The sequence below is a fragment of the Variovorax frigidus genome, assembly GCF_051216515.1.
Classification (GTDB): domain Bacteria; phylum Pseudomonadota; class Gammaproteobacteria; order Burkholderiales; family Burkholderiaceae_C; genus Variovorax.
In genome coordinates this window covers 234,499-258,724 of sequence record NZ_JBPJZF010000004.1, presented here as the reverse complement: position 1 = coordinate 258,724, position 24,226 = coordinate 234,499, and the positions used below count along the sequence as shown (strand labels likewise).

The following is a 24,226-nucleotide window of genomic DNA, read 5'->3' as shown; positions in this document are numbered from 1 at the left end:
CAGGAGCACGAACGATGGATGCAAAGCGGGCACTCGAAGGTCTTTGGCGGCAGGCGGCGCTGCCCGACGATGCGCTGCAATGCGTGCAGCTCTCGGGCGCCGACCCGGTGCTGCCATCTTCGTTCGCCGTGGGCGCCGCGGCGCAGAGCACGATCGCCGCGGCCGCGCTGGCCGCCTGCGAACTGGGCCATCAACGCGGCGTGCCGCGCCAGCGTGTCGCAGTCGACATGGCGCATGCGGCCCTCGAATGCACCGGCTGGTTCAGCCTCGACGGCCGCGTGCCCGACCTGTGGGATGCCTTCTCCGGGCTGTACCGCTGCGCCGACGGCCACGTGCGCATCCACGCCAATTTCAAGCACCACCGCGAGGGCGCGCTGCAACTGCTCGGGCTCGATGCGGCAACGGCCACGCGCGCCGATGCCGAGCAGGCGCTCATGGCCTGGCGCGCCGTCGATTTCGAGACCGCCGCGGCCGAACGCGGTCTGGTCGCCACCGCGCTGCGCCGCTTCGCCGACTGGGACGCCACGCCGCAAGGGCGTGCGATCGCGTCTCAGCCGCTGTTCACCATCGAACGCATCGGCGATGCCGCGCCTCGCAGCCTGCCGCCGCTGCGCGAGGACCAGCGCCCGCTGGCCGGCCTGCGCGTGCTCGACCTCACGCGCATCCTGGCCGGTCCGGTCGGTGGCCGCGCGCTGGCGGCCCATGGCGCCGACGTGCTGCTGGTCAACTCGCCGAACCTGCCCAACATCGAGGCCATCGCCGAGAACAGCCGCGGCAAGCTGTCGGCCCATGTCGATCTGCAGACCGACGCGGGCCGCGCCACCTTGCGCGGCCTGGCGGCCGAGGCCCATGTGTTCTCGCAGGGCTACCGGCCCGGCGGCCTGGCGGCGCTGGGCTTCGGTCCGGCCGAACTCGCGGTGCTGCGGCCCGGCATCGTGTACGTCTCGCTCACCGCTTATGGCACGCAAGGTCCCTGGGCCGGGCGGCGCGGCTTCGACTCGCTGGTGCAGACCGCGATGGGCTTCAACGATGCCGAAGGCGAGGCCGCCGGCGATGGCAAGCCGCGGCCCTTGCCGATGCAGATCCTCGACGAGGCCACGGGCTACCTCATGGCCTTCGGCGCCGCGACGGCCTTGCGCCGGCAGCAGCAAGAAGGCGGCAGCTGGCATGTGCAGGTGTCGCTGGCGCAGACCGGCCAGTGGCTGCGCAGCCTGGGGCGGATCGAAGGCGGGCTCGCCGCGGCAAAGCCCGACATCGCGCCGCTGCTCGAGACCTCGGCCTCGGGTTTCGGCGCCTTGCGCTCGGTGCGCCACAGCGCCGTGCTGGCGCGCACGCCGGCCGACTGGCCACAGCCGTCGATGCCGCCCGGCAGCCACCCCGCGGCCTGGCCCTGACGCGGCAGGGCCGATCGCGGGCAGGGGCGCCTGCCGTCGCTTCGGCACGGGGCTCAGCGCCCGCGGATCAGCGCGTCGCGCAGCACACCCGCGGCATTGATGCTCTTGGCCAGGCTCATGGCGTTGGTCGTGGCATCGATGAGCGTGCGCGTCTGGATCGTCTGGTTGTCCAGCGTGTTCTGGACGACGGTCGCGGCCGTCGGCAGGCTGGTCGCCGACGCCACGCTGTTGTTCGGGCCGACCTGCACCAGGTTGACGCTGTTCATCTGGCGCTCGAGGGCGGCGGCCTGGACCGGCGTGATGCGTGCGATATCCGGCACGTTGAAGGTGGTCGCGGCCAGCAGCACGCCGTTGACCGTGATCGCGCGGCTGATGCCGAAGGACACCATCAGCCCGCCGCCCAGGTCGAAGCCGCCGCGCATCGTCTCCAGCGTGGTGTCGCCGACGGTCATCCACGCCGTGCGCGCGGCCGGCGCCTTGCCGGTCTGCGCGCCGGCCGTGGCGGCAACGGCCAGCATCAGCAGGGCCAGCGTGAGGCGGCCGGTGGGGTGTGCGGTGGTCATCAGAACTGTCCTGGCCCGTTGCGGGGCATCTGGTTGACGAATGCGTCGCGCAGCACGCCCGCGGCCAGCGGTGCGGCGGGCGCGGCGCGCCAGTCGGCCGCAAGGTTGAAGCGCGCGATGTCCATCCGGTTGTGGACCACGAACAGCAACTTCTGCTTCCACTGCGCCTCGAAGGCGGCACGCGGCATGGCACGCGTGCCGTTGGCCGGGTCGCCGATCAGCACGCGCTCGCTGTCGAGGCCTTTCACGACCACGAAGTGGTGATAGCCGTTCTCCGCGATGAGGGCGATGGCCGGCACGCGCGCTTCGTTCAGCTTGTCCAGCGGCTGCTGGAAGCCGTCGGCCTCGAAGCCCCGCGTGTGCAGGAAGCGCTTCATGTCGAGCAGCGAAAAACCTTCGCGCCGGATCTTGTCCTGGTTGCCGGCCGCGTACATCTGTTCGAAGACCTCCTGCTCGGAGGTCGGGCGGCCGTAGTGGTGTGTCAGCAGGGTCGCGATCGCGGCCGAGCCGCAGCTGAAGTCGTACTGCTGCAGCAGCGTGCCGGCCCGCTTGATCTGCTGCAGGCTGCGCACCGGTACCGCATAGCTGGTGCCGCCCATCTCGGGCAGCGACACCGCGCGGTCCTGGGCCAGGCCGGTGCCCGCGCCTGCCAGGCAGAGCAGGGCGGCGGGACACAGAAGGCGCAGAGGCGACATGGGGCACTCCAGGCGGCGCGTCAGGCCGCTATTGCATCTTCACGTTGACGATCACGGCGTTCTGGATCAGCACGTTCGCGCCCGAGTTCTGCACCACCAGCGGCAAGCCGGCCATGCCCGAGAACGCGCCCGTGGCGATGGTGTTGGCGCCGGTCGTGACCTGGCTCGCGACGTTGCCGGCGGTCACGCCGTCCAGCCGCATGTCGTTCTGCGTGAGCTCGTGGCCGCCACGCATCGTGGCCAATGCCGAGGCATCCACCGGCGCGGCGAACGCAGCGCCGGCGGGTGCCGGTTCAGGCGCGCGTTGCCCGGTCTGGGCCGCGAGCTGGAAGGGCAGCAAGGCCGGCAGCAGCGCGATCGCCGCCGTTGCCAGGCCGCGCCGCAGAGACGTGGTACGCATGATGGCTCCTCGAGAGGAAAGACACGGTCCACGACGGCGCGCGGTGGGCGCGCCGCCATGGACCCGGCAGCGACTCAGCGCACGCTCAGATTGGCCTGGACGTTCACGCTCTGCTGCACCAGGCTGCTGATCCCGCTCTGCTGGTTGGCGATCATGATGCCGGCGGCCGACTGCCCGACCGAGGTCATCGTGTTGGACATGTTGAAGGTCCCCGCGCTCACGGTGTTGGTGCCGCCGGCGCCGCCGGTGCCGCCCTGGCCGACACCGCCGGTGCCGCCCATGGCGGTGTTCGTCCCGCCGCTGCCCGCGCCGCCCGCGCCACCCGTGCCGCTGCCGCCCGCACCGCCGTTGCCGGCCGTGTTGTTGCCGTTGCTGGCATTCCCGTTGGTGGCACTGCCGTTGGTGGCTGCGCCGCCTGCGCCGCCGGTGCCGTTGCCGGCCGTGCGCGGCCCGGTGTTGGCGCTGGTCGGCGTGCCGCCGGCACCGCCCGCGCCACCGGCTGCGCCCGTGCCCGTGCCCGTGCCGCCTGCGCCCCCGGTGCCGGTGTTGCCGCTGGTGCCGCCGTCGCCGCTGGCGATCAGGCCGCCACCGTTCGCGCTGCCGCTGCTGCCGGTCAGGCCGCCATTGCCGCCACTGCCGCTGCCGCCACCGCCGCCGCCGCCGCCGGCACCGTTGGCAGTGGCCGAGCCGCTGGAGTTGCTGCCCGAGGCGCTGCCACCGGAGCCCCTGCCGCCGTCGCCGGCCGACGCGCTGCCGTTGGTCGCGCTGCCGTGGCTGATGGCACCGTTGGTGGAACTGCCGCCGGTCGCGCCCACGGCCCCGGTGCCCACGGCACCGTTGCCGCCGACGCCCGCGCCGTCGGCCGTGCCGCCCTTGCCCGTGCCACCGTAGCCGCCCGAGCCCTTGCCGCCGGCCGCCGAGCCGGTGTTGTAGGCGTAGTTGCCGATGCCGTGCACCGTGTTGCCTGTGACCACGCCGCTCAGCGTGCTGCTGGCTGTGGCGGTGGTGACGTTGAAGGCATTCGAGAAGGTGCCGGTGGAGCCGTTGTTGAGCGCCACCGAGCGCTCGGCGGCCGCGCGAGCGGCGCCGGAGTTGCGGTTGGTGCTCTGGTCACGGCTGTCGCTGGTGCGCAGGTTCGTGCTGGAGTCCGTCTTGGTGGTGGTGGTGGTCTTGGTGTTGGTGTACGTCTTGGTGTCGGTATCGGTTTTGGTGCTCGTGTTCGTGCTGTTGTCCTGCCAGGCCCGCGCGTCGTCGGCCGCGTTCGCACCGCTGCCCGACTGCGTGATGTCCGCCTGGACGGCCGTGGTGGCGAATCCCAGGCCGAGCGCAATGGCCGAAGCCAGAAGTGTCTTGTTCATGAAGTCTCCAGAAAGTTGGTTGAAGTTCGAGCCAAGCGTTGTGCTGACGCGCAACAGCTCGCTCAATGCAAATTCAATGCCAATACTTTTGGCTGCAGGTAGCGAAGAAAACTGGGTTGTTTTACAGCTTCAAACATCCTTAAATTTGTGGTGTTTGTCACATCGATGTGACAGTGAAATTTCGAAGTCGAAAATGAAATGTAGAAAAATCAACGGCTTAGCGTGTAGCGTCTGTCCAATATTCTGTCTCGCACTTGAGGCTATTGCGTTCGTAATAGGCCGAATTGCCAAGGAAATAGGGTTTTCAGCAACATGATGGATTGATCCTTTCATCCCTTAAAAAAGACACTGAAAGTAATAATGAACAAAAGTTAACAATTATTTCTAAAAGAAATCAATACGTGGGAACGCGACTCGATAGCATCCGTTGCAACGAAAGTTCCAAAAAGAAACGAGGGGCCGGCATGAGACAACCAAGAGCCGTCAAACACCTGGCCCTCTGCATGAGTGCCGCGACCGCCTGGGGGACCGTGGGTGCACAGCAGGCTCCACCGTCGGCGCCGCCTGTGCCGCGCCGGGCGCCCTCTGCACTGACGGAACTCCAGCGGCAGGTGGCCGATCAGGCCCGCGAGATCGAGTCGCTGAAGCAGTCGATGGCGCAGCAGGCATCGCGTTACGACGAACTCGAGCGCTCGTTGGCGGAAAACAGGAGCGCTTCCGACCGGGCCACGGCTGCGGCGACCGCTGCCACGGCGGCCGTCGACACCCGTCCGGTCGCGAGCGCGCCCCCGCGTTCCATTCAGGTCGGCCAGGCGCCGAGCCAGGACACGCGCCTCAACGTCGCGCCGCTGTTCGAGCAGCCGGGCATCCTCACGCCCAAGGGCACGATGGTGCTCGAGCCCTCGCTCCAGTACGCCTATTCGTCCAGCAACCAAGTGGCGTTGGTCGGCTACACCATCATCCCGTCGCTGCTGATCGGCCTGGTCGACGTCCGGCAGGTCAAGCAGAACACGCTCACCAGCGCGCTGACCGGTCGCTTCGGCATCAGCAACCGCTTCGAGATCGAAGCCCGGGTGCCCTATGTCTACCGTTCGAACTCGACCGTCAGCCGGGAGATCTTCACCGGCTCGGCCATCGACAACGTGTTCGAGACCAGCGGCCGCAGCCTTGGCGATGCCGAGGTCACGGCGCGCTATCAGCTCAACGAGGGCGACGCATCGACGCCCTACATGATCGGCACGCTGCGCTTCAAGTCGCGCACCGGCAAGGACCCGTTCGAGGTGGTCACCGACTGCGTCACACGCTGCATCGGCAACACCACCGGCACCGGTCTGCCGCTCGACCTGCCCACGGGCTCGGGCTTCTACACGCTGCAGCCCGGGCTCACCTGGCTGTTCCCGTCGGACCCGGTGGTGTTCTTCGGCAGCTTCAGCTATGCGCACAACTTCAAGCGCAGCAACGTGAGCCGCGAAGTGCGTGACGGCGCGCGCGAGTTTCTCGGCGACTTCAAGGCCGGCGACATCCTGGGCATGAACTTCGGCATGGGGCTGGCGCTCAACGACAAGTCCTCGTTCAGCATCGGCGTCGACCTGAACTCGGTCGGCCGCGTCAAGCAGAACGGCCAGCCGGTGCCGGGCTCGGTGCGCACGCAGCTCGCCACGCTGATGCTGGGCTACTCTTATCGCTACGACCTGAAGCGAACGGTGAACATCTCGGTAGGGGCCGGCCTGACACGCGACACGCCCGACCTCACGCTCACCGCACGCATTCCCTTCACCTTCTAGTGCGGCCATGGTCGCGCGACGACTCCTCTGCGTGGCGCCGGGCGGTCGGCAGCAGGCCCTGCGCGAGGCGCCACTGCGCGCCGAGGCCTGGGAGGTGCACTGGGCCGCCGACCTGGCCTCGGCGCGGCGCCTGCAGCAGCGCCAGGACATCGGTTTCGGCCTGCTGCTGCTCGAGCGGGTCGATGCCGCGCTCGTCGAGGAGGTCGCCGCACTCGTCGCGCCCGGCACCGGTGCGCAATGGATCGCGCTTTTCCCCCCGCAGGCGCTCGAACTGCCGTCCTTCCAGCAACTGATGTTCGAGGCCTTCTTCGACTACCACACCGAGCCGCTTGACCCGGGCGGCCTGCTGCAGATCCTGGCGCGGGCGCATCGCCATGCCTGCCTGCGCGAGGCCTGCCGGAGCCCGACCGTCGTCGGCGCGCCCGACGGGCTCGGCATGGTGGGCGAGAGCGAGACCATGGCGCGCCTGCGCCGGCAGATCCAGAAGGTGGCCGCGACCGAGGCGCCGGTGCTCATCGGCGGCGAGAGCGGCAGCGGCAAGGAACTGGCCGCGCAGGCCATCCACCGCGGCTCGGCCCGTTTCGGCGGCCCCTTCGTGGCGGTGAACTGCGGTGCCATCGTCCCGGCGCTCGCGCAGTCGGAACTGTTCGGCCACGAGCGCGGGTCTTTCACCGGCGCCATGGCCGACCGGCGCGGCCTGATCGCATCGGCGCAGGGCGGCACGCTGTTCCTCGACGAGATCGGCGATCTGCCGATCGAGTTGCAGACCAACCTGCTGCGTTTCCTGCAGGAGAAGACCATCCAGCGGGTCGGGGGCACGCGCAGCCTGGCGGTCGACGTGCGCGTGGTCGCGGCCTCGCACGTCGACCTGGCCGAGGCCGTGGCCAGCGGCAAGTTCCGCGAAGACCTCTACTACCGGCTGAACGTGCTGTCGATCACCGTGCCGCCCTTGCGCGAGCGCAAGGAAGACGTGCCGATCCTGGCCCAGCATTTCTACCGGCGCTGCATGGCCGAGCTGAGCCGCACGCGCGTCGACGGCTTCAGCCGGCAGGCGATCGGCGCCATGCTCGCGCACGACTGGCCCGGCAACGTGCGCGAGCTGTTCAACCGCGTGCAGCGTGCGTTGGTGATGACCGACAGCCGCCTCGTCTCGCCGGCCGACCTGGAGCTCGCGGGCGACGAGCGCGAGACCGGTGTCTGCCTCGATGCGGCCCGCACCCTGGCCGAAAGAGATGCCATCCGCTTCACGCTCGATCGCGTCGGCCGCAACGTGACGCATGCGGCGCGCGAACTGGGTGTCTCACGGATGACGCTCTACCGCCTGATGGAGAAGCATCGCATCGGCCTCATCCGGGCGCTTTGAGCTGCAGCACGCCGCGCTGCGTCTCGACCGTTTCGCGCAGGAAGTTCCACACCGCCTGCATGCGCGCCAGGTGCTTGGTCTCGGCCGGCATCGACATCCAGAAGGTGCGGGTGAAATGCGCCTGCGCCGGCAGCACCGGCCGGAGCGAGGCGTCGCGTTCGGCGACGAAGGCCGGCAGCACCGCGATCCCGTGGCCCGCCGCGGTCGCCGCATGCTGAGCCAGGATGCTGGTGCTGCGCAGCGCGAAGGCATCGGGCTTGTGCAGTTCGTCGAGGTACTGCAGCTCCTTGCTGAACAGCAGGTCGTCGACATAGCCGATGAAGCTGTGGCCCTGCAGGTCTTCGCGCGTCCTGATCGGGCCGTGCTGGGCGAGGTAGGTCTTCGCGGCGTAGAGCCGCAGCGTGTAGTCGGTGAGCTTGCTCGCCACCACCGGACCGCGCGCGGGGCGCTCGAGCGAGATCACGATGTCGGCCTCGCGCCGCGACAGGTGCACCACCCGCGGCATGGCCAGCAGGTCGATCACCAGCCGCGGATGCTGCCGCGCGAACATCGCGAGCTGCGGCGCCAGCACCACGGTGCCGAAGCCCTCGGTGACGCCGACCCGCACCACGCCCGACAGCCCCTCGTGCGAGGCCGGCGCCGCGCGCTCGACGGTGCGGAACGCGCCCTCCATCGCCTCGACCTGCGGCTGCAGCCGCCGGCCCGCCTCGGTGAGCCGATGGCCGCCGGCTTCGCGCGAGAACAGCGGCGAACCGACCTGCTTCTCCAGCGCCTGGATGCGCCGGGCCACGGTGGTGTGGTCGACCGCCAGCCGGCGGGCCGCGCTCTGCAGCGTGCCCGAGCGCGCGAGTTCGAGAAAGAAGCGCAGGTTGTCCCAGTCCATGCGTTGCGATTATGCAGATGGCGAGTGCAATTTTGTCTATTGCCATTGCAAAAGTGCAAAGCTAGGATGGCCGGCTGCAACGTACGCATTCACCCGGAGACAACACCATGGACGCCACCACCACCCCGACCACCCAGGTCGCCACCGTCAAGCTGCTGATCGGCGGCAAGCTCGTCGAATCCAAGACCACCGAATGGCGCGACGTCGTCAACCCTGCGACGCAGCAGGTGCTGGCACGCGTGCCCTTCGCGACGCCCGACGAGCTCGACGCGGCCGTGGCCTCGGCCAAGGAAGCCTTCAAGACCTGGCGCAAGACGCCCATCGGCGCGCGCGCCCGCATCTTCCTCAAGCTCCAGCAGCTCATCCGCGAGAACATGGGCGAGCTGGCCGCGATCCTCACGGCCGAACAGGGCAAGACCCTGCCGGACGCCGAAGGCGACGTGTTCCGCGGCCTCGAAGTGGTCGAGCACGCATCGAACATCGGCAACCTGCAATTGGGCGAGCTGGCCAACAACGTGGCCAACGGTGTCGACACCTACACGCTGCTGCAGCCGCTGGGCGTGTGCGCGGGCATCACGCCCTTCAACTTCCCCGCGATGATCCCGCTGTGGATGTTCCCGATGGCCATCGTCACCGGCAACACCTTCGTGCTCAAGCCTTCCGAGCAGGACCCGATGGTCACGATGCGCCTGTGCGAACTCGCGCTCGAAGCCGGCATTCCGCCCGGCGTGCTCAACGTGATCCATGGCGGCGAAGCCATCGTCAACGGCATCTGCGACCACGCCGACATCAAGGCCATCAGCTTCGTCGGCTCGACCAAGGTCGGCACGCACGTCTACAACCGCGCCACGCTGGCCGGCAAGCGCGCGCAATGCATGATGGGCGCGAAGAACCACGCCATCGTGATGCCCGACGCGAACAAGGAGCAGACGCTCAACGCCCTGGCCGGCGCGAGCTTCGGTGCCGCGGGCCAACGCTGCATGGCGGTGTCGGTGGCGGTGCTGGTGGGCGAGGCGCGCAACTGGGTGCCCGAGCTGATTGCCAAGGCCAAGACGCTGAAGATCGGTGCCGGCACCGACAAGGGCGTGGACGTGGGCCCGCTGGTGTCCTGCGCCGCCTTCGACCGCGTGAACAGCCTGATCGAACGCGGCGAAGCCGACGGCGCCAAACTGGTGCTCGACGGCCGCAAGCCCACTGTGCCCGGCTACGAGAAGGGCAACTTTGTCGGCCCGACGATCTTCACGGGCGTGAAGCCCGGCATGACCATCTATGACCAGGAAGTGTTCGGCCCGGTGCTGTGCATCGCCGATGCCGAGACCATCGACGAAGCCATCGCGCTGATCAACAGCAACCCGAACGGCAACGGCACGGCCATCTTCACGCAGTCGGGCGCAGCGGCACGCCGCTTCCAGGAAGACATCGACGTGGGCCAGGTCGGCATCAACGTGCCGATCCCGGTGCCGGTCCCGATGTTCTCGTTCACCGGTTCGCGCGCTTCCAAGCTCGGCGACCTGGGCCCGTACGGCAAGCAGGTCATCATGTTCTACACGCAGACCAAGACGGTCACGGCACGCTGGTTCGACGACAGCACCGTGAGCCAGGGCGTCAACACTACGATCAGTCTCAAGTGAGGGGCGCGTTTCGCATTGCGGCCTGGGGCGCGATGGCGACGGTCGCTCTGCTCGCCGGCGGGGCGCAGGCCGCCGCCGACCCGATCGACTGCAATCCCAACGGGAACCAGCAGCAGATGAACGACTGCGCGCTGCGCGATTTTCGTGCGGCCGATGCCATGCTCAACATCCGGTACGGTGAGGTGATGAACACGCTGTCGCCGCAGATGCGCGTTGCGTTGCGGACCGAGCAGCGGGCCTGGCTCAAGGGCCGGGATCCCGCCTGCAAGCGGGCTGCGAAAGCGAACGAGGGCGGCTCCATCTGGCCGCTGGTGTTCAACGCTTGCCTGGAGAAATCGACCCGGAAACGAAGCGCCGAACTGGACCGCTGGAAGGGTCGCGAACAATGAACTTCGAACTGTCCGAAGAACAGAACGCCTTTGCGCAGACCGCGCGCGACTTTGCTGCGGCCGAATTCGCACCCCATGCCGCGCGCTGGGATGCCGAGTCCTTTTTCCCCAGGGACGCCATCGCCCAGGCCGGCGAACTGGGCTTCTGCGGCCTCTATGCGCCCGAGCGCGTGGGCGGCCTCGCGCTGCCGCGGCTCGACGCCACGCTGGTGTTCGAGGAGATGGCCGCGGTCGACCCCTCGACCACGGCCTTCATCACCATCCACAACATGGCGACCTGGATGCTCGGCACCTGGGGCACCGAAGCCGTGTGCAAGACCTGGGGCGAAGACCTGACCAGCGGCCGCAAGCTGGCCTCCTACTGCCTGACCGAACCCGGCGCGGGCTCCGATGCCGGTTCGCTCAAGACGCGCGCCGAGCTGCAGGGCGGCGAGTACGTGATCAACGGCGGCAAGGCCTTCATCTCGGGCGCGGGCGCGACCGACGTGCTGGTGCTGATGGCGCGCACCGGCGGCGGCGGCGCGGGTGGCATCTCGGCCTTCGCCGTGCCGGCCGACGCACCGGGCGTGAGCTACGGCAAGAAGGAGCACAAGATGGGCTGGAACAGCCAGCCCACGCGCACCATCAGCTTCGACAACGTGCGCGTGCCGGCCGACCATCTGCTGGGCGCCGAAGGCGAGGGCTTCCGCATCGCGATGAAGGGGCTCGACGGCGGGCGCATCAACATCGCGACCTGTTCGGTGGGCGCGGCGCAAGGCGCGCTGAACGCGGCACGCGGCTACCTGCACGACCGCCAGCAGTTCGGCAAGCCGCTCGCGAGTTTCCAGGCGCTGCAGTTCAAGCTGGCCGACATGGCGACCGAGCTGGTGGCTGCGCGCCAGATGGTGCGCATGGCCGCGAGCAAGCTCGACGCCGCACATCCCGACGCCAGCACCTACTGCGCGATGGCCAAGCGCTTCGCGACCGATGCGGGCTTCAATGTCTGCAACGAGGCGCTGCAGCTGCACGGCGGCTACGGCTATCTGGCCGAATTCCCGCTGGAGCGCCTGGTGCGCGACACGCGCGTGCACCAGATCCTCGAAGGCACCAACGAGATCATGCGGGTCATCATCGCCCGCAAGCTGCTGGAGGGCGACAGCGACATTCGCTGAGAAAATTCGGACTTCCGGACGCAGAGGACGCGAAGATCTCGCAGAGGACGCAAAAGAACGCAGGGAATGAAACCAGGCGATTCTGATTTCCTTTGGGCCTCTTTCTGCGAAACCTCTGCGTCCTCTGCGTCCAGTCCCCGTATTCAATCACCTTGCTTATGACCGACCCTGTAGTTCTGTTCAAAGAAATCCCCACCGCCAACGGCCAGCGCTTCGGCATCGCCACGCTCAATGCACCGGCCTCGCTGAATGCGCTGTCGGTCGACATGGTGCGCCTGCTCACGCCCCAGCTGCGCGCATGGGCGGCCGATGCCGGCATCGTCGGTGTGCTGATGGACGCGGCCGGCGAGAAGGCCTTCTGCGCGGGCGGCGACCTGCGCCAGCTCTACCAGACGCTGCTGGACTGCAAGGCCGAGCGCAACGAATACGCCGAGCGCTTCTTCGGCGAGGAATACGAACTCGACCACCTGATCCACACCTTCCCCAAGCCGCTGGTCTGCTGGGGCCACGGCATCGTGATGGGGGGCGGCGTGGGCCTGATGGCGGGCTGCACGCACCGCGTGGTGACCGACGGCAGCCGCGTCGCGATGCCCGAGGTCAACATCGGCCTGTACCCCGACGTGGGCGGCAGCTGGTTCCTGCGCCGCGCGCCGGGCCGCACCGGCCTGTTCCTCGCGTTCACGGCCGCGCAGGTGAATGCATCCGACGCGATCTTCGCGGGCCTGGCCGATGTGCTGGTGCCGCATGCGGCCAAGGCGCAGGTGCTCGAAGCCATCACCACCGCAGCCTGGAAGGGCACGCCCGAGGCCGACCGCGCGCTGATGTCCCAACTGCTGGCGCAGGCGGGCGAGGGCGCCGCGGCGCCCGCATCGAAGCTGCGCGAGCACTTCGACCTCATCAACGCCACGCTGGCCGGCGAGGACCTGCTCGCCATCGACCGGCGCCTGCGTGCGCTGCAGAGCGAGGACCCGTGGCTGCAGACGGCCGTGAAGACCTACGCCAAGGGCGCACCGAGTTCGGTGGCGCTGTCGTGGGCGCTGTGGCAACGCGTGCCACGCATGTCGCTGGCGGAGGTGTTCCGGCTCGAGTACTGGGCTTCGCTGGGCTTCTGCGCCCACGCCGACTTCGCCGAGGGCATCCGCGCGGTGCTGGTCGACAAGGACCGCAACCCGAAATGGAACCCGGCCACGCTGGCCGAGATCACGCCGGCCTTCGTCGAGGACCACCTGCGTGTGCGCGGCGAGATGGCGCCGGAGCTGGTCGCGCTGGTCTAGAAACTGCCGGATTGCGTTCGCGGGTACGCCCCCGGCGAAGCGCAGCGTTGACCCTTCGGGAAACACCGTGGAACCGGCTCTGCCGGGCCACCGGTGTTGCGCCCTTGAGGGGGGAGTCGGCTACACGAAGTGAGCAAGGTACGGGGGTGGGTTTATTTCAGGAGACAAGCAATGAAGATCGCATTCATCGGACTCGGCAACATGGGCGGCCCGATGGCCCTCAACCTGCACAAGGCCGGCCACACGCTCAGCGCCTTCGACCTGTCGAAGGAGGCCTGCGCCAAATTCGCGGCCGACGGCCTGCCGATCGCCGCGTCGGCGGCGGCCACGCTGGAAGGCGCCGAAGTCGTGGTCAGCATGCTGCCGGCCAGCGCGCACGTCGAAGGCCTCTACCTGGGCAGCAACGGCCAGCCCGGCATCCTGGAAAAGATCGCGGCGGGCACGCTGGTGATCGACAGCAGCACCATCGCTGCTGCCACCTCGCGCAAGGTGGCTGAAGCCGCTGCGAAGCGCGGCGTGGCAGTGATCGATGCACCGGTGTCGGGCGGCACGGGTGGCGCCATCGCGGGCACGCTGACCTTCATGGTCGGCGGCAGCGAGGCCGACCTCGAGCGCGCGCGCCCGGTGTTGGAGAAGATGGGCGCAAACATCTTCCATGCGGGCGCCGCCGGTGCCGGCCAGACCGCGAAGATCTGCAACAACATGCTGCTGGGCATCCTGATGATCGGCACCTCGGAAGCCATCGCGCTGGGCGTGGCGAACGGGCTCGATCCGAAGGTGCTGTCGGAGATCATGCGGCGCAGCTCGGGCGGCAACTGGGCATTGGAGAAGTACAACCCGCTGCCGGGCGTGATGGAAGCCGCGCCCGCATCGAAGCACTATGCGGGCGGCTTCGGCACCGACCTGATGCTCAAGGACCTGGGTCTGGCCCAGGAGAACGCTGCGGCGGTGCGCGCATCGACCCCGCTGGGCGGACTGGCGCGCAGTCTCTATGCGGCGCACAGCCTGGCCGGCCATGGCGCGCTCGATTTCTCGAGCGTGATCAAGTTGGTTCAGTCCAAGGGCTGACGCTGCGCCACCAGCTGGTCGTTGACACGCACCGCTTCGATCACACGGCCGCTGCCGGTGGCAAGCGCGCGTGCCGTGCCTTCGGCGGTGACCCAGTCACCGATCTTCAGCCCCAGCACGCTCAGGCCTCCGGGGCGCGTGTGCACGAAGTCGCCGTTGTCCAGCACGACGCCGTTGGCTTCGCCATGCCGGGCGTAGTTGAAACGAGCCACCGTGCCCATGGTGCCTTCCTGCGGAGGCACCGCCTGCGGCGGGTGGCCATCGATGCTCACCAGCCGCTCGAAGCGGTACACGGTGTGCGGCGCATCCCCATTCGCATGCTTGGGAGAGGGGCCGGCTTCGGTGCCTTCGACGACCAGCTTCTGCCCGACCTGCAGGGCGCCGAACAGCGCCACCGTGCCCGGGTCCTGGGCGTCGGTGACGAACTGCGTCGGCACGCCCTGGGTGTCGATCATCAAACCTTCGACGGCGCCCTTGGGGCTGAAGATCAGTTGCTGGAAACGGCCTTTGACCGACCAGACGTCGATCTCTTCCGTGGGATGGTGGGCTGGCATGGCGAGTGTCGGTAAAGGAGAAGAATCGAACATAGCTGCCGCGCCGCGACCGGCTTGCAGGAAAAGAGCCTGAGGCCGCGTCGTCGCCGCTCGGGATGCCGGCCGATCAGGCCAGCGCCGTGTCCAGCAGCATCATCACGACGAAGCCCAGCATCAGCCCGCCGGTCGCATGGGCCTCGTGGCCCTTGCGGTGCGATTCGGGAATGATCTCGTGGCTGATCACGAACAGCATGGCGCCGGCCGCCAGCGCCAGGCCCCAGGGCAGCAGGCTCGCGGAAATGCCGATGACGGCCGCGCCGAACACGGCGGCGATCGGCTCGACCAGGCCCGAGAGCACGCCCAGCCCCGCCGACATCCAGCGACCGTAGCCCACGCTGCGCAATGCGAGCGCGACCACCATGCCCTCAGGCACGTCCTGGATCGAGATGCCGGCCGCGAGCGCGGTCGCGCCCACCGGGTCGGAGCCCGCGAAGGCCACGCCGATGGCCAGGCCCTCGGGCAGGTTGTGCAGCGAGATCGCAAGCACGAACAGCCACACGCGCTTGAGCGCGCGCGCCTGCGGGCCTTCGAGTCCCTTGACGAAATGCTCGTGCGGCACGAGCCGGTCGATGGCCAGCAGCATCGCGGCACCGAGCAGGATGCCCATGCCCACGATGCCTCCTGCACCCCAGCCGCCTGCACCCTGGGCCTTGGCGGCGGCCAGCGCGGGGATCACGAGGGAGAACGAACTCGCCGCCAGCATCACGCCGGCGCCGAAGCCCAGCATGCTGTCGTAGGTGCGTTGGGAAAACCGCTGCGACAGCAGCACCGGCACGGTGCCGAGCGCGGTCGCGAAGGCGGCGAACAGCCCGCCGAGAATCGCGCCGCGCATGCGCGGGTCGCTGCCGTCGATGGCCTGCGCGGCCTGCCAGGCCAGCGCCGCGGCACCGGCCAAGACGATGGCCAGACCGAGCCATCGTCGCCAGCTGCGCCGCGGCCGTGCAGGACGCGGCGCTTCGATCGGTTCAATGGAAGGCGCAGGCAACGAAGACAGGTCCATGGTCGACTCCTGGGGACAGCGGAATGGCAAGCGGAGCGTTGACGCCGAACGCGCGTGGAGCGTGTCCGGCGCCGATGGCTCAGGCGAAGGCCGAGCTCAGGTTGAGCGTGCCGTTCACGCCGCTCGGGAAGAAGCCGCCCTTGTCGGCCGCGGCGGGCGTGAGGTAAACGATGTTGAGCACATCGCCCGGGCTGCGGCTGTAGGCGATGCCGTTGTCGTCGAGCGGCACGATGTTCGACATGCCCGCCGTGCCGCTGATGCCCTGGTCGACCTCGGTCGAGGCGTCCAGCGAATCGCGCGCGTTCGAGATTGCATCGGCGCCGGTGCGCAGCGAGGGCGTCTCGATGCCCTTTGCGTACAGCACCGTGCGCACCAGCCCCGCGTGGTAGGCCTCGGCCGCGAGGATGCCGGCCGCGGCCTCGAGGTAGGTCTTGTTGGCGATCAGCGGCGCGGCACCCTTGTATGCGGTCACGCCCACGTCCTCGAAGATGAAGGCGCCGAACAGGAAGGCTTCGTCGCTCGCGTAGGGGTCGAAGGCCTCGCCCGCCTTGATCAGCCCGGCCGCGCGCGCCGCCGACGAGAAGGCGCCGCTCATGTCGGCGCTCACGTCGATGTCGGGCTGCGCCACCGCGGCACTGCCCAGCACGCTGCGCAGGAAGCGCACGTGGTCGGCCTCGTCCTTGGCGATCTCGCGGGCGTACTGCGCCACCACCGCGTCCTTGAAGGGCACGGCATGGCCGCCCCGCACCGCGCCGCGCTTGCCGGTGCCGCCCAGCTGGCTCTCGGGCAGGCCGGTCCCGAACACCGCGTACTGGTAGAACTGGGCCTCGAGGTATTCGAGGTTCAGCGCGAAGTTGAGGATGTCGATATCGCTCGGCCCGCCGCCGTTCGGCGTGGCCTGGCCAATGGCATTGCCGCCACCTCCGCCGCAGGCCGCGAGGATCGCGCCGCCCGCCATGCCCACCGCGAAGCCACCGCCCTTGCGGAAGAAGCGTCGCCGGTCGGCGAGCTTCTCGGTGCGTTTCTGCAAGAGGTCCAGAGTCACAGGAATTCCAAGCATCACATCTCCTGAGCGGCACGCTTCGTTTCCGACGCAGTCACCGCAACAACGTTGACCACCGCGGTGCGACATGCACCGCGGAGCGGGTGGGGCGATCGACAGGAAGCCGTTCGCCCTGCAGGAGGTACGGCGCGGGGTGCACGAACGGATGCAGCCATAGGTAAGCAGGCGTTGCCGCGCGCCGAGGGTTTACGCGCGAAGTCCCAATGGGAAGCGGTGCAGAAAAATATTTACAGGGCGCTGCATCCAAAGCGGTGTCTGGCGGGTAGTACCTGCAGCAGCAAAGAAAACGGCTGCCTACCCGAAACCTTCAAGGAGCTTCCCATGCGTCAACTGACTTCCTTCCGTCCCGTCGCCCTGACCGCGCTCGTCGCTTCCGCCGCCGTCCTGGCCGCCTGCGGCTCGATGAGCAACAAGAGCGCGATGTCCACCTACTCGCAGACCAGCCTGCCGCCGAGCATCCAGGTGCCGGCCGGCAACAAGGTGGCGTGGGAAACCGTGGGCGTGGGCGACATCAGCTACGAATGCCGCGACAAGGCCAACATGCCCGGCCAGACCGAATGGGTCTTCGTCGGCCCCAACGCCGTGCTCAACGACCGCTCGGGCAAGCAGGTCGGCAAGTACTACGGCCCGCCGGCCACCTGGGAAGCGAACGACGGTTCCAAGCTGACCGCCACGCAGCTCGCGGTCGCGCCCTCGGGCCCGACCAGCCTGCCGTTCCAGTTGGTCAAGGCCAATCCCGCCATGGGTTCGGGCGCAATGACCGGCGTGACCTACATCCAGCGCGTGGCACTGAGCGGCGGGGTGGCACCTGTGGCCACGCCCTGCACGCCGATGAACAAGGGCCAGAAGACGACCGTGAAGTACCAGGCCGACTACATCTTCTGGAAGGCGTCCTGATCGTCCGGGGCGGCAAGGGCTTTCGCGCCTGACCGCGATGGGGTCGACTAACATGCCGGCTCCTTCGATCCTCACCCCAAGCCCTTGCCCGCTCCCGACGATTTCGACTACGAATCCGCGCTCGTCGCCTGTGCGGGAGGCGACCAGGCCGCGCTCGCACGGATCTATGCGCGCGAGAGCCGCTACCTGCTGGGCGTGGCGTTGCGCATCGTGCGGCAACGGCAGTACGCCGAAGACGTGCTGCACGACGCCTTTGTCGCGATCTGGCAGCGCGCCGGCACCTTCGATGCGGCGCGCGGCGCCGGCCGCGGCTGGATCTACAGCGTGGTGCGCAACGCCGCGCTGAGCTGGGTTCGCAACAACGCGCGCGACGTGCCGGTCGATGAAGAAGCCGGTGCGGCGCTCGAGGACGAAATGGCGGTGGACCACCATGCGACGACACGCGATGCGGCCGAGACCCGCGTCGAGCTTGGCCGTCTCGACGGCTGTCTCGACCAGCTGGAGCCCGGGCGGCGCGAGTGCATCGTGCTGGCCTATGTCGATGGCTGTTCGCACGGCGAGATCGCCGAGCGCACCAAGACCCCGCTGGGCACCGTCAAGGCCTGGATCCAGCGCGGCATGCGCGCGCTGCGCGAGTGCATGACATGAACCCGAACCACCCCTTCGACGCTGCGAACGACGACGACGCCCTGCAGTCGCTGGCCGGCGAGTACGTGCTGGGCACCCTTTCTGCGGCAAGGCGGCGCGAGGTCGAGTCCCGCATGGCGAGCGATCGTGCGCTGCGCGACGCGGTCGATGCCTGGGAACAGCGGCTGCACCCCTTGACCGCGTTGGCCGAACCGGTGGAGCCGTCGGCTTCGCTGTGGCAGCGCATCGAGGCCAGCGTGCGCCCGTCGGCCGCCTCGGTCTCGGCGAACACCCGCCGCGCCGTCTCGGGCGTGCAGGACTGGTGGAACAACCTGAACCTCTGGCGCGGCCTGGCCGGCACGGGCTTCGCCGCCGCGGCGGTGATGGCCGCCGTGCTGGTGCTGCGTGTGCAGGCCCCTGCGGTGCCGCAGTACATGGTGGTGCTGGTCGCACCGCAGGACAAGGCGCCTGGTTGGGTGGTGCAGACCGGCGGCCGTCAGCAGGAACAGTTGAGCCTGATCCCGCTGGGCACGGTCGTGGTGCCCAGCGACAAGTCGCTGCAGTTCTGGACCAAGGCCGACGCCTGGCGCGGCCCGGTGTCGCTGGGCCTGGTCACGCCGGGCCAGCCCTTGCGCGTGGCGCTCGACAAGCTGCCGCCGCTGGAGGCGAATCAGTTGTTCGAGCTGACCCTCGAACCCGCCAATGGCTCGCCGCTCGACCGGCCGACCGGGCCGATCCAGTTCATCGGGCGCGCGGTCAAGGTGCTGTAGGCCCTCAGGTCAGCAGCGTCATGCCGGCGCTGCGCACTGCGGCGCGGTCGAAGCTCATGGTCGACGAGCAGCCCTCTTTCAATGCGACTTGTGCAATCACACGGTCTGCAAAGCCTGCGCCCTGCGCCTTGGTGGTCCGCGCCGTGAGCAGTTGTCGAGCTGCTTCGTGTACGGCTTCACGGTGCTGCAGATGGAAGGTCGGTGTGTTCAGCAGGTCATTGACCATCTCGCCGATTTCTGCTGCCGTCACGTCGTAGATTCGCTCCAGCACCCAGCACAGCTCGACAAGAACGACCAGGCTGATGAAGCCTGGCACGCGCTCGTCGAGTTGGGTTTCGATGAATCGCGTGGCGATGGCCGACTGCTTGGGGTCATCCTGCGCCAGGTAGCGCACGAGCACGTTGGTGTCGAGGCCGATCATGTGCCGGTCTCAGCGCGGCGGTTTGCGATGGCCCGACGATGAGGCCTCGGCGATGGCCCGGTTCATCGTTTCGATGCTAACGGGCTTGGCAACGCGCCCTGCGAACCGACCCTTGAGCGTTGACACATGCGTATCGAGTGCAACGACCTTGAAGCCGTCACCTTGTGCGATGAAGTCCACTTTGGCGCCCGGCTGCAGGCCGAGCGCTTTGCGCACAGACAGGGGCATCGTGATCTGTCCCTTGCTGGTCATGGTGGCAATGGCCATTTCTTGCTCCTTACAACAGGTAAGGAATTATAGGAGCTGCCCAGCGCTGCGGGTTGCTGGAGGGCGGCGCGCGCTCAGCGCGCGGGCAGGATCAGCGCGAGCGCCTGGGCGATGCCCTGGAGGTGACCGAACTCCTCGTCGCTCAACGGCTGCATCTGCACGTCGAAATGGCACAGCGAGCCGAAGAGTTCGCCTGCCCCATCGATCACCGGCACGCCGTGGTAGGCCACCATCACGCCCTTGTAGGGGTGGCCGTCGAGCCGGTCGTCCTGCGCCGAATCCTCGGTCAGGAACACGCCATCGCGCAGCACGAACTGGCAGAAGCTGTCGGTCAACGGCACCGACGCCAGGAACTCGGGGCGCAGCTCGCCGGCCTTGTCGACAAGTTCGACGTTCTTCAACTGCGCATCCTCGAGCCGGTAGAGCGCCGTGTAGCGGTGCGGCACGCGGCCATTGAGATCGGCCAGCGCAGCCTTGAGGCCCTGGCCGGCACAACGGTCGAGGAAGGCCTGGACCTCCGGGCTGGGCGGCGTGGCCGGCAGCTGCTGCGCCAGTTGCAGGTAATGCCGGTCGATCTCGGCGTCCCAGGAGGCGCAGGCGTCGAGAAAGCGCCGATCGGCCGCAGCCTGCGGCTCATCGTCGATGCGCGCCGGCGAGGGATAGGGCTGCACCGGCACGCCGGCCGCCCGCAGTGCGCGCTCTTTGTGGAAACGGGTGGGCATCGGCATGAAGCGAGTCTAGGGCCATGACGCTCAGCGTTGTGGCATGTCCTTGACCGAGTACCCCAGACTCACCGTCGCATCCGCCGGAATCGCCGGCATGCGCGCGTTCCAGGCCTCCCAGTCGGCGCGCATCTGTGCCAGCCGCCCGGGCTCGCGCCGCGCGAGGTTGGCGCGCTCGCGTTCGTCGGCCGGGATGTTGAACAGGTACTCGTTGCCGTCGACCCGCAGGTATTTCCAGTCGCCGTGGCGCAGCGCCTGCTGGCCGCGGTGGTTCATGCGCCAGTGCAGCGGGCGATCGAAGCTGTGTGCCGCATCGCGCAGCACCGGCATCAGCGACACGCCGTCGAGCGCGTAGCCGGGCGCGGCCGCCACACCGGCCGCGTCGAGCATGGTGGCCGACCAGTCCATCGTCATGCAGAGCTGCCGGCTCTCGCCGCCCGGCGAGATCACCGCGGGCCAGTGCGCGATCCAGGGCACGCGGATGCCGCCCTCGGTCAGGTCCATCTTGCCGCCCACCAGCGGCCAGCTGTCGGAGAAGCGTTCGCCGCCGTTGTCGCTGGTGAAGACCACCAGCGTGTCCTCGGCCAGGCCGTGCTTCTCGAGCGCGGCCATCAATCGGCCGATGCCTTCGTCCATGTGATGGACCATGCGGCGGTAGACGTGGATGTTGCCGCCGGCCAGGTCGAACAGGTTGTCCTTCACCGCGGGCGCCTTGGCCGCGTCGTCGCGCGTCTCCCAGGGCCAGTGCGGCGCGGTGTAGTGCAGGCTCAGGAAGAAGGGCGCGTCCTGCTTGGCCATGCGCTCGACATAGTCGACCGCGCGCTGCGACAGCAGGTCGGTGAGGTAGCCCTCGTGCTGCGCGTCTTCGTCACCGGACCAGAGGTCGTGGCGGCCCGAGGAGTCGCAGTGCGTGAAGTAGTCGACGCCGCCCGACAGCGGCCCGAAGAACTCTTCGTAGCCCGAGCGCAGCGGCCCGAAATGCGGCGGGTAGCCCAGGTGCCATTTGCCGATCAGCGCGGTACGGTAGCCGCCGTCCCGCAGCAGCGAAGGCAGCGTCGGGTGCTCGGGCGGCAGGCCCAGCGCGGTGCTGCCGCGGCTGTCGCTGCGGATCGGCTCCTCGGCCGCGCCGCGCAGCCGGTACTGGTAGCGCGCGGTGATCATCGCGAAGCGCGTGGGCGAACACACCGGCGAGTTCGCGTAGCCCTGCGTGAGCTTGAGTCCCCGGGCCGCGAGGCCGTCGAGCACCGGCGACACGGGCCCGAACACCGCGTCGCGTCCGCCGTAGCAGCCGAGGTCGGCATAGCCCAGGTCGTCGGCCACGATGAAGACGATATTGGGTTTCTTCATGGAAAGACCCGCGCAGCAAGTCCGCAAAACCCTTTCGAGGAACACCGCGGAACCGGCTTTGCCGGGCCGCTGGTGTTGCCCCCTGGAAGGGGGTTGGCGTAGCGACACGAAGTGCGCGAAGACTGGGGGTGAGACCAGTGACACCGCGGAACCGGCTTTGCCGGGCCGCTGGTGTTGCCCCCTGGAAGGGGGTTGGCGTAGCGACACGAAGTGCGCGAAGACTGGGGGTGAGCCGTCTTCATGGCTGGTAGCCGGACTTCTGCACCACCGGCGCCCACTGCGCGCGGTAGGCCTTGAGCATGGCGGCGGTCTGCGCCTGCGTGCTGACCACCGGCGTCATCAGCGGTCCTTGAAGCGGCGCGTGGTGTCCGGGTCCTGCATCACTTCATGGATCAGCCGCGACAGCTTGTCCACCTTGTCCCCGGGCATGCTCGCGGGCGCGAAGAAGGTGTTCCAGCCGGTGGCGGCCAGGTCCAACCCGGCCTCCTTGAAGGTCGGGATCTTCGGCGCGAAGGGCGAGCGCTGCGCGCCCGACAGCGCGAGGATGCGCAGCTTGCCGGCCTCGTGCTGCGGAAGCACCACGTCGGAGGTGTCGATGGCCACCGGCACCTGGCCGCCCAGCAGGTCGTTGAGCAGCGGCGCCGAGCCGCGGTAGCCGATCACCTGCGTCTGCACCTTGGCCTGCTCGCCCACCATCAGCGCGAAGAAGTGCGGCAGGCTGCCGGTCGCGGGCACGCCGACGTTGGCCTGCCCGGGGTTGGCGCGCATCCAGGCCAGCAGATGGCTCAGCTCGCGCACCGGCAGCGTGGGCGACACGGCCAGCGCGAAGTCGTAATCGTTGACATGCGAGACCGGCACGAAGTCGCGCTCGGCGTCGTAGCCGTTGTCCTTGAAGACCAGCGGCGCCACCACCATCACCGCGGGGTTGGCCAGCATCAGCACGTTCTGGTTGGCCGGCGTGTTCTTCACCTGCTGCGCGGCCAGGCGGCCGCCCGCGCCGGGCTTGTTGTCGACCACCACCGGCACGCCCAGCTTCGCGGCCAGCTTGTCGCCCACGATGCGCGCCACGCGGTCGGTCGCGCCGCCGGGTGCATAGCCCACGACGATGCGCAGCGGGCTGTCGAGTTGGGCCTGCGCGTGAACGCTCGTCATGCCTGTGGTGAACAGGCCGGCAACGGCCACGAGGCCGGCCATGCGGCGCGTGAGGCGCCGGGTGGAAGAGAAGGGCGTGGTCATGGGGGAGATCTCCGTGGTGGGGGCGAGGCCGTCGTGGACGCAAAGCCGACGCTGACGATTCTGGCGACGCTACAGTCGATGGATCAAATCAACCATCGTCGGGACTAACCCCTAACCCCTAACCCGTCACCGCCGCGTTCTTGTCGACCATGACCTCGCCACCGCTGGAAGCACTGCTTCTGTACCGCCTCTCGCGCCTGATGGCCGTGACCGGCCGCATGGTCACGCGCCTGTGCGAGGGCCGCTTCGGCATCACCCGGCGCGAGTGGCGCATGCTGGTCACGCTGGCGAGCCGGGGCGCGCTGAGTTCGTCGCAGCTGGCCGAGCATGCGCAACTCGACCGCGCGCGCACTTCGAAGGCGGTCGGCTCGCTGGTCGCCAAGGCGCTGGTGTCGCGCGTGGCGCTGGCCAGCGACCGGCGGCAGGTCACGCTGTGCCTGACCGAGCGCGGCCGCGCGCTCTACGAAGAACTGTTCCCGCTGGTGAGCGCGATCAACACCGAACTCGCGGCCGCGCTGTCGCCGGCCGAGGCCGAGTGCTTCGACGAGGCGCTGCAGCGCCTGCAGGCGCAGGCCGAGCGCATGGCCGATGCGGCCGTGCTGCCCAAGGCGGATCGTGGGCGGCGTGGGACCAGAGGCGCAAAGGCATAGAAGCGTCGGCGCCGGGCCGTTTCCTCAGCCGATGTCCACCGCCAGCCGGATGCCCAGCCCGATCAAGGCCAGCCCCGCGAGCCGGGTCGCCACGCGCCGTGCACCTGGAAAGGCGACCAGGCGACGCGCCACGGCATGGCCCGTCAGCACCAGCGCGCCCTGGTAGACCAGGCTCAGCACGGTCACGTGCAGCATCATCACCGGCAACGTGAGCGCGGACGCACCGGGCCGAAGGAACAAGGGAAAGAAGGCCACGAAGAACAGCATGACCTTGGGGTTGGTCAGGCTCACCATGAAGGCGCGGCGAAAGTACGCACTGGCGCTCTGCGAGCGTGCGGGCCCCGCGCCTTCGGCCTCCGGTCGACTGCGCAGCAGCTGCACGCCCAGCCACAGCAGGTAGGCCACGCCGAACCAGCGCAGCGCCTGGAAGAGCAGGGGCTGGCTCTGCAGCAGCGCGGCCAGGCCGGCGGCCGCGGCGAGCATGAACAGGAAGTCGCCGGCCAGCGTGCCCAGCACGGCGGCCATGCCCGCGCGTCGGCCGTCGCGGGCCGTGGCGTCGAGGATCGCGATCGTGCCGGCGCCCGGCACGGCCTGGAATACGAGGATGGCGGCGATGAAGCTGCCGTGGTTCTGGATGTCGAGCATCGGGCAAAGAAAGTGGTGGAAGCGCCGTCGATCAT

General features: G+C 68.7%; 26 protein-coding genes and 1 pseudogene. 13 read left to right on the top strand and 14 right to left on the bottom strand.

The window, feature by feature from the left end; translation table 11 throughout:
- Positions 1–14 precede the first annotated feature (14 nt).
- Entirely contained in the window at positions 15–1,394 is a 1,380-nt protein-coding gene (locus tag ACSFBC_RS13490; RefSeq protein WP_435510840.1) for a CoA transferase, read from the top strand.
- Positions 1,395–1,447: 53 nt separating this feature from the next.
- On the opposite strand, the gene ACSFBC_RS13485 is transcribed toward ACSFBC_RS13490, so the two are convergent.
- The 4 genes from ACSFBC_RS13485 to ACSFBC_RS13470 form a co-directional block, all read right to left on the bottom strand.
- Entirely contained in the window at positions 1,448–1,957 is a 510-nt protein-coding gene (locus tag ACSFBC_RS13485; RefSeq protein ID WP_435510839.1) for a hypothetical protein, read from the bottom strand.
- The gene (locus ACSFBC_RS13480; protein ID WP_435510838.1) at positions 1,957–2,652 is read right to left on the bottom strand and encodes a C39 family peptidase; all 696 of its coding nucleotides are present in this window, start codon (positions 2,650–2,652) and stop codon (positions 1,957–1,959) included. The genes ACSFBC_RS13485 and ACSFBC_RS13480 overlap by 1 nt, the downstream gene beginning before the upstream one ends.
- 28 nt (positions 2,653–2,680) lie before the next feature.
- Positions 2,681–3,052 carry a hypothetical protein gene (locus ACSFBC_RS13475; protein ID WP_435510837.1) on the bottom strand — a complete coding sequence of 124 codons (372 nt, stop codon included), beginning with the start codon at positions 3,050–3,052 and terminating at the stop codon, positions 2,681–2,683.
- Between the two features lie 74 nt (positions 3,053–3,126).
- Complete coding sequence (locus tag ACSFBC_RS13470) at positions 3,127–4,410, bottom strand: hypothetical protein (RefSeq protein WP_435510836.1); 1,284 nt, start codon at positions 4,408–4,410, stop codon at positions 3,127–3,129.
- Between ACSFBC_RS13470 and ACSFBC_RS13465 the strand changes: the two genes are divergently transcribed.
- The 3 genes from ACSFBC_RS13465 (at position 4,409) to ACSFBC_RS13455 (ending at position 7,557) form a co-directional block, all read left to right on the top strand.
- The gene (locus ACSFBC_RS13465; RefSeq protein WP_435510835.1) at positions 4,409–4,726 is read left to right on the top strand and encodes a hypothetical protein; all 318 of its coding nucleotides are present in this window, start codon (positions 4,409–4,411) and stop codon (positions 4,724–4,726) included. The genes ACSFBC_RS13470 and ACSFBC_RS13465 overlap by 2 nt on opposite strands.
- A 187-nt stretch (positions 4,727–4,913) precedes the next feature.
- Complete coding sequence (locus ACSFBC_RS13460; RefSeq protein ID WP_435510834.1) at positions 4,914–6,194, top strand: acetate kinase; 1,281 nt, start codon at positions 4,914–4,916, stop codon at positions 6,192–6,194.
- A 7-nt stretch (positions 6,195–6,201) separates the two neighbouring features.
- Positions 6,202–7,557, top strand: a complete 1,356-nt coding sequence (locus tag ACSFBC_RS13455; protein ID WP_435510833.1) for a sigma-54 dependent transcriptional regulator — start codon at positions 6,202–6,204, stop codon at positions 7,555–7,557.
- On the opposite strand, the gene ACSFBC_RS13450 is transcribed toward ACSFBC_RS13455, so the two are convergent.
- Positions 7,541–8,440, bottom strand: a complete 900-nt coding sequence (locus tag ACSFBC_RS13450) for a LysR family transcriptional regulator (RefSeq protein ID WP_435510832.1) — start codon at positions 8,438–8,440, stop codon at positions 7,541–7,543. The two genes, ACSFBC_RS13455 and ACSFBC_RS13450, sit on opposite strands and share 17 nt — an antisense overlap.
- A 107-nt stretch (positions 8,441–8,547) precedes the next feature.
- Between ACSFBC_RS13450 and ACSFBC_RS13445 the strand changes: the two genes are divergently transcribed.
- The 5 genes from ACSFBC_RS13445 (at position 8,548) to mmsB (ending at position 13,953) form a co-directional block, all read left to right on the top strand.
- Positions 8,548–10,071, top strand: coding sequence for a CoA-acylating methylmalonate-semialdehyde dehydrogenase (locus tag ACSFBC_RS13445; protein WP_435510831.1), 1,524 nt, complete (start codon positions 8,548–8,550; stop codon positions 10,069–10,071).
- A 32-nt stretch (positions 10,072–10,103) separates the two neighbouring features.
- Complete coding sequence (locus ACSFBC_RS13440) at positions 10,104–10,460, top strand: lysozyme inhibitor LprI family protein (protein WP_435510830.1); 357 nt, start codon at positions 10,104–10,106, stop codon at positions 10,458–10,460.
- A complete protein-coding gene (locus tag ACSFBC_RS13435; protein ID WP_435510829.1) occupies positions 10,457–11,611 on the top strand; it encodes an acyl-CoA dehydrogenase family protein in 1,155 nt (384 codons plus the stop codon). The genes ACSFBC_RS13440 and ACSFBC_RS13435 overlap by 4 nt, the downstream gene beginning before the upstream one ends.
- A gap of 158 nt (positions 11,612–11,769) precedes the next feature.
- Positions 11,770–12,885 carry an enoyl-CoA hydratase/isomerase family protein gene (locus ACSFBC_RS13430; protein ID WP_435510828.1) on the top strand — a complete coding sequence of 372 codons (1,116 nt, stop codon included), beginning with the start codon at positions 11,770–11,772 and terminating at the stop codon, positions 12,883–12,885.
- 171 nt (positions 12,886–13,056) lie between these two features.
- Positions 13,057–13,953: a 3-hydroxyisobutyrate dehydrogenase gene (gene mmsB / locus ACSFBC_RS13425; protein WP_435510827.1), complete on the top strand. Its 897-nt coding sequence runs from the start codon at positions 13,057–13,059 to the stop codon at positions 13,951–13,953.
- Here the strand turns inward: mmsB and ACSFBC_RS13420 are convergent.
- The 3 genes from ACSFBC_RS13420 to ACSFBC_RS13410 form a co-directional block, all read right to left on the bottom strand.
- Positions 13,938–14,507, bottom strand: a complete 570-nt coding sequence (locus ACSFBC_RS13420; RefSeq protein WP_435510826.1) for a hypothetical protein — start codon at positions 14,505–14,507, stop codon at positions 13,938–13,940. The two genes, mmsB and ACSFBC_RS13420, sit on opposite strands and share 16 nt — an antisense overlap.
- Before the next feature lie 106 nt (positions 14,508–14,613).
- Entirely contained in the window at positions 14,614–15,546 is a 933-nt protein-coding gene (locus ACSFBC_RS13415) for a ZIP family metal transporter (RefSeq protein WP_435510825.1), read from the bottom strand.
- 79 nt (positions 15,547–15,625) lie between these two features.
- Positions 15,626–16,606, bottom strand: coding sequence for a ferritin-like domain-containing protein (locus ACSFBC_RS13410; RefSeq protein WP_435510824.1), 981 nt, complete (start codon positions 16,604–16,606; stop codon positions 15,626–15,628).
- A 324-nt stretch (positions 16,607–16,930) separates the two neighbouring features.
- Between ACSFBC_RS13410 and ACSFBC_RS13405 the strand changes: the two genes are divergently transcribed.
- From ACSFBC_RS13405 to ACSFBC_RS13395, 3 genes are all read left to right on the top strand, one after another.
- Entirely contained in the window at positions 16,931–17,506 is a 576-nt protein-coding gene (locus ACSFBC_RS13405; protein ID WP_435510823.1) for a DUF3455 domain-containing protein, read from the top strand.
- An 84-nt stretch (positions 17,507–17,590) separates the two neighbouring features.
- Positions 17,591–18,154: a sigma-70 family RNA polymerase sigma factor gene (locus ACSFBC_RS13400; RefSeq protein ID WP_435510822.1), complete on the top strand. Its 564-nt coding sequence runs from the start codon at positions 17,591–17,593 to the stop codon at positions 18,152–18,154.
- A complete protein-coding gene (locus ACSFBC_RS13395) occupies positions 18,151–18,903 on the top strand; it encodes an anti-sigma factor (RefSeq protein ID WP_435510821.1) in 753 nt (250 codons plus the stop codon). Before ACSFBC_RS13400 ends, ACSFBC_RS13395 begins: the two co-directional genes overlap by 4 nt.
- Before the next feature lie 4 nt (positions 18,904–18,907).
- On the opposite strand, the gene ACSFBC_RS13390 is transcribed toward ACSFBC_RS13395, so the two are convergent.
- The 5 genes and pseudogenes from ACSFBC_RS13390 to ACSFBC_RS13370 all read right to left on the bottom strand — a co-directional run bounded on the left by ACSFBC_RS13390 (position 18,908) and on the right by ACSFBC_RS13370 (position 22,854).
- Positions 18,908–19,324 carry a PIN domain-containing protein gene (locus tag ACSFBC_RS13390; protein WP_435510820.1) on the bottom strand — a complete coding sequence of 139 codons (417 nt, stop codon included), beginning with the start codon at positions 19,322–19,324 and terminating at the stop codon, positions 18,908–18,910.
- A 9-nt stretch (positions 19,325–19,333) separates the two neighbouring features.
- Positions 19,334–19,591 carry an AbrB/MazE/SpoVT family DNA-binding domain-containing protein gene (locus ACSFBC_RS13385; RefSeq protein ID WP_435510819.1) on the bottom strand — a complete coding sequence of 86 codons (258 nt, stop codon included), beginning with the start codon at positions 19,589–19,591 and terminating at the stop codon, positions 19,334–19,336.
- A 74-nt stretch (positions 19,592–19,665) separates the two neighbouring features.
- Positions 19,666–20,319: a GAF domain-containing protein gene (locus ACSFBC_RS13380; protein ID WP_435510818.1), complete on the bottom strand. Its 654-nt coding sequence runs from the start codon at positions 20,317–20,319 to the stop codon at positions 19,666–19,668.
- Between the two features lie 24 nt (positions 20,320–20,343).
- Complete coding sequence (locus ACSFBC_RS13375) at positions 20,344–21,660, bottom strand: sulfatase family protein (RefSeq protein ID WP_435510817.1); 1,317 nt, start codon at positions 21,658–21,660, stop codon at positions 20,344–20,346.
- A gap of 238 nt (positions 21,661–21,898) precedes the next feature.
- Positions 21,899–22,854 (bottom strand): annotated as a pseudogene (locus ACSFBC_RS13370) (Bug family tripartite tricarboxylate transporter substrate binding protein).
- A gap of 191 nt (positions 22,855–23,045) precedes the next feature.
- On the opposite strand from ACSFBC_RS13370, the gene ACSFBC_RS13365 reads away from it, so the two are divergent.
- Positions 23,046–23,546, top strand: coding sequence for a MarR family winged helix-turn-helix transcriptional regulator (locus ACSFBC_RS13365; RefSeq protein ID WP_435510816.1), 501 nt, complete (start codon positions 23,046–23,048; stop codon positions 23,544–23,546).
- Positions 23,547–23,570: 24 nt separating this feature from the next.
- Here the strand turns inward: ACSFBC_RS13365 and ACSFBC_RS13360 are convergent, their stop codons facing one another.
- On the bottom strand, positions 23,571–24,191 hold the full coding sequence (locus ACSFBC_RS13360; protein WP_435510815.1) for a LysE family translocator: 621 nt from the start codon (positions 24,189–24,191) through the stop codon (positions 23,571–23,573).
- Between the last annotated feature and the right edge of the window lie 35 nt (positions 24,192–24,226).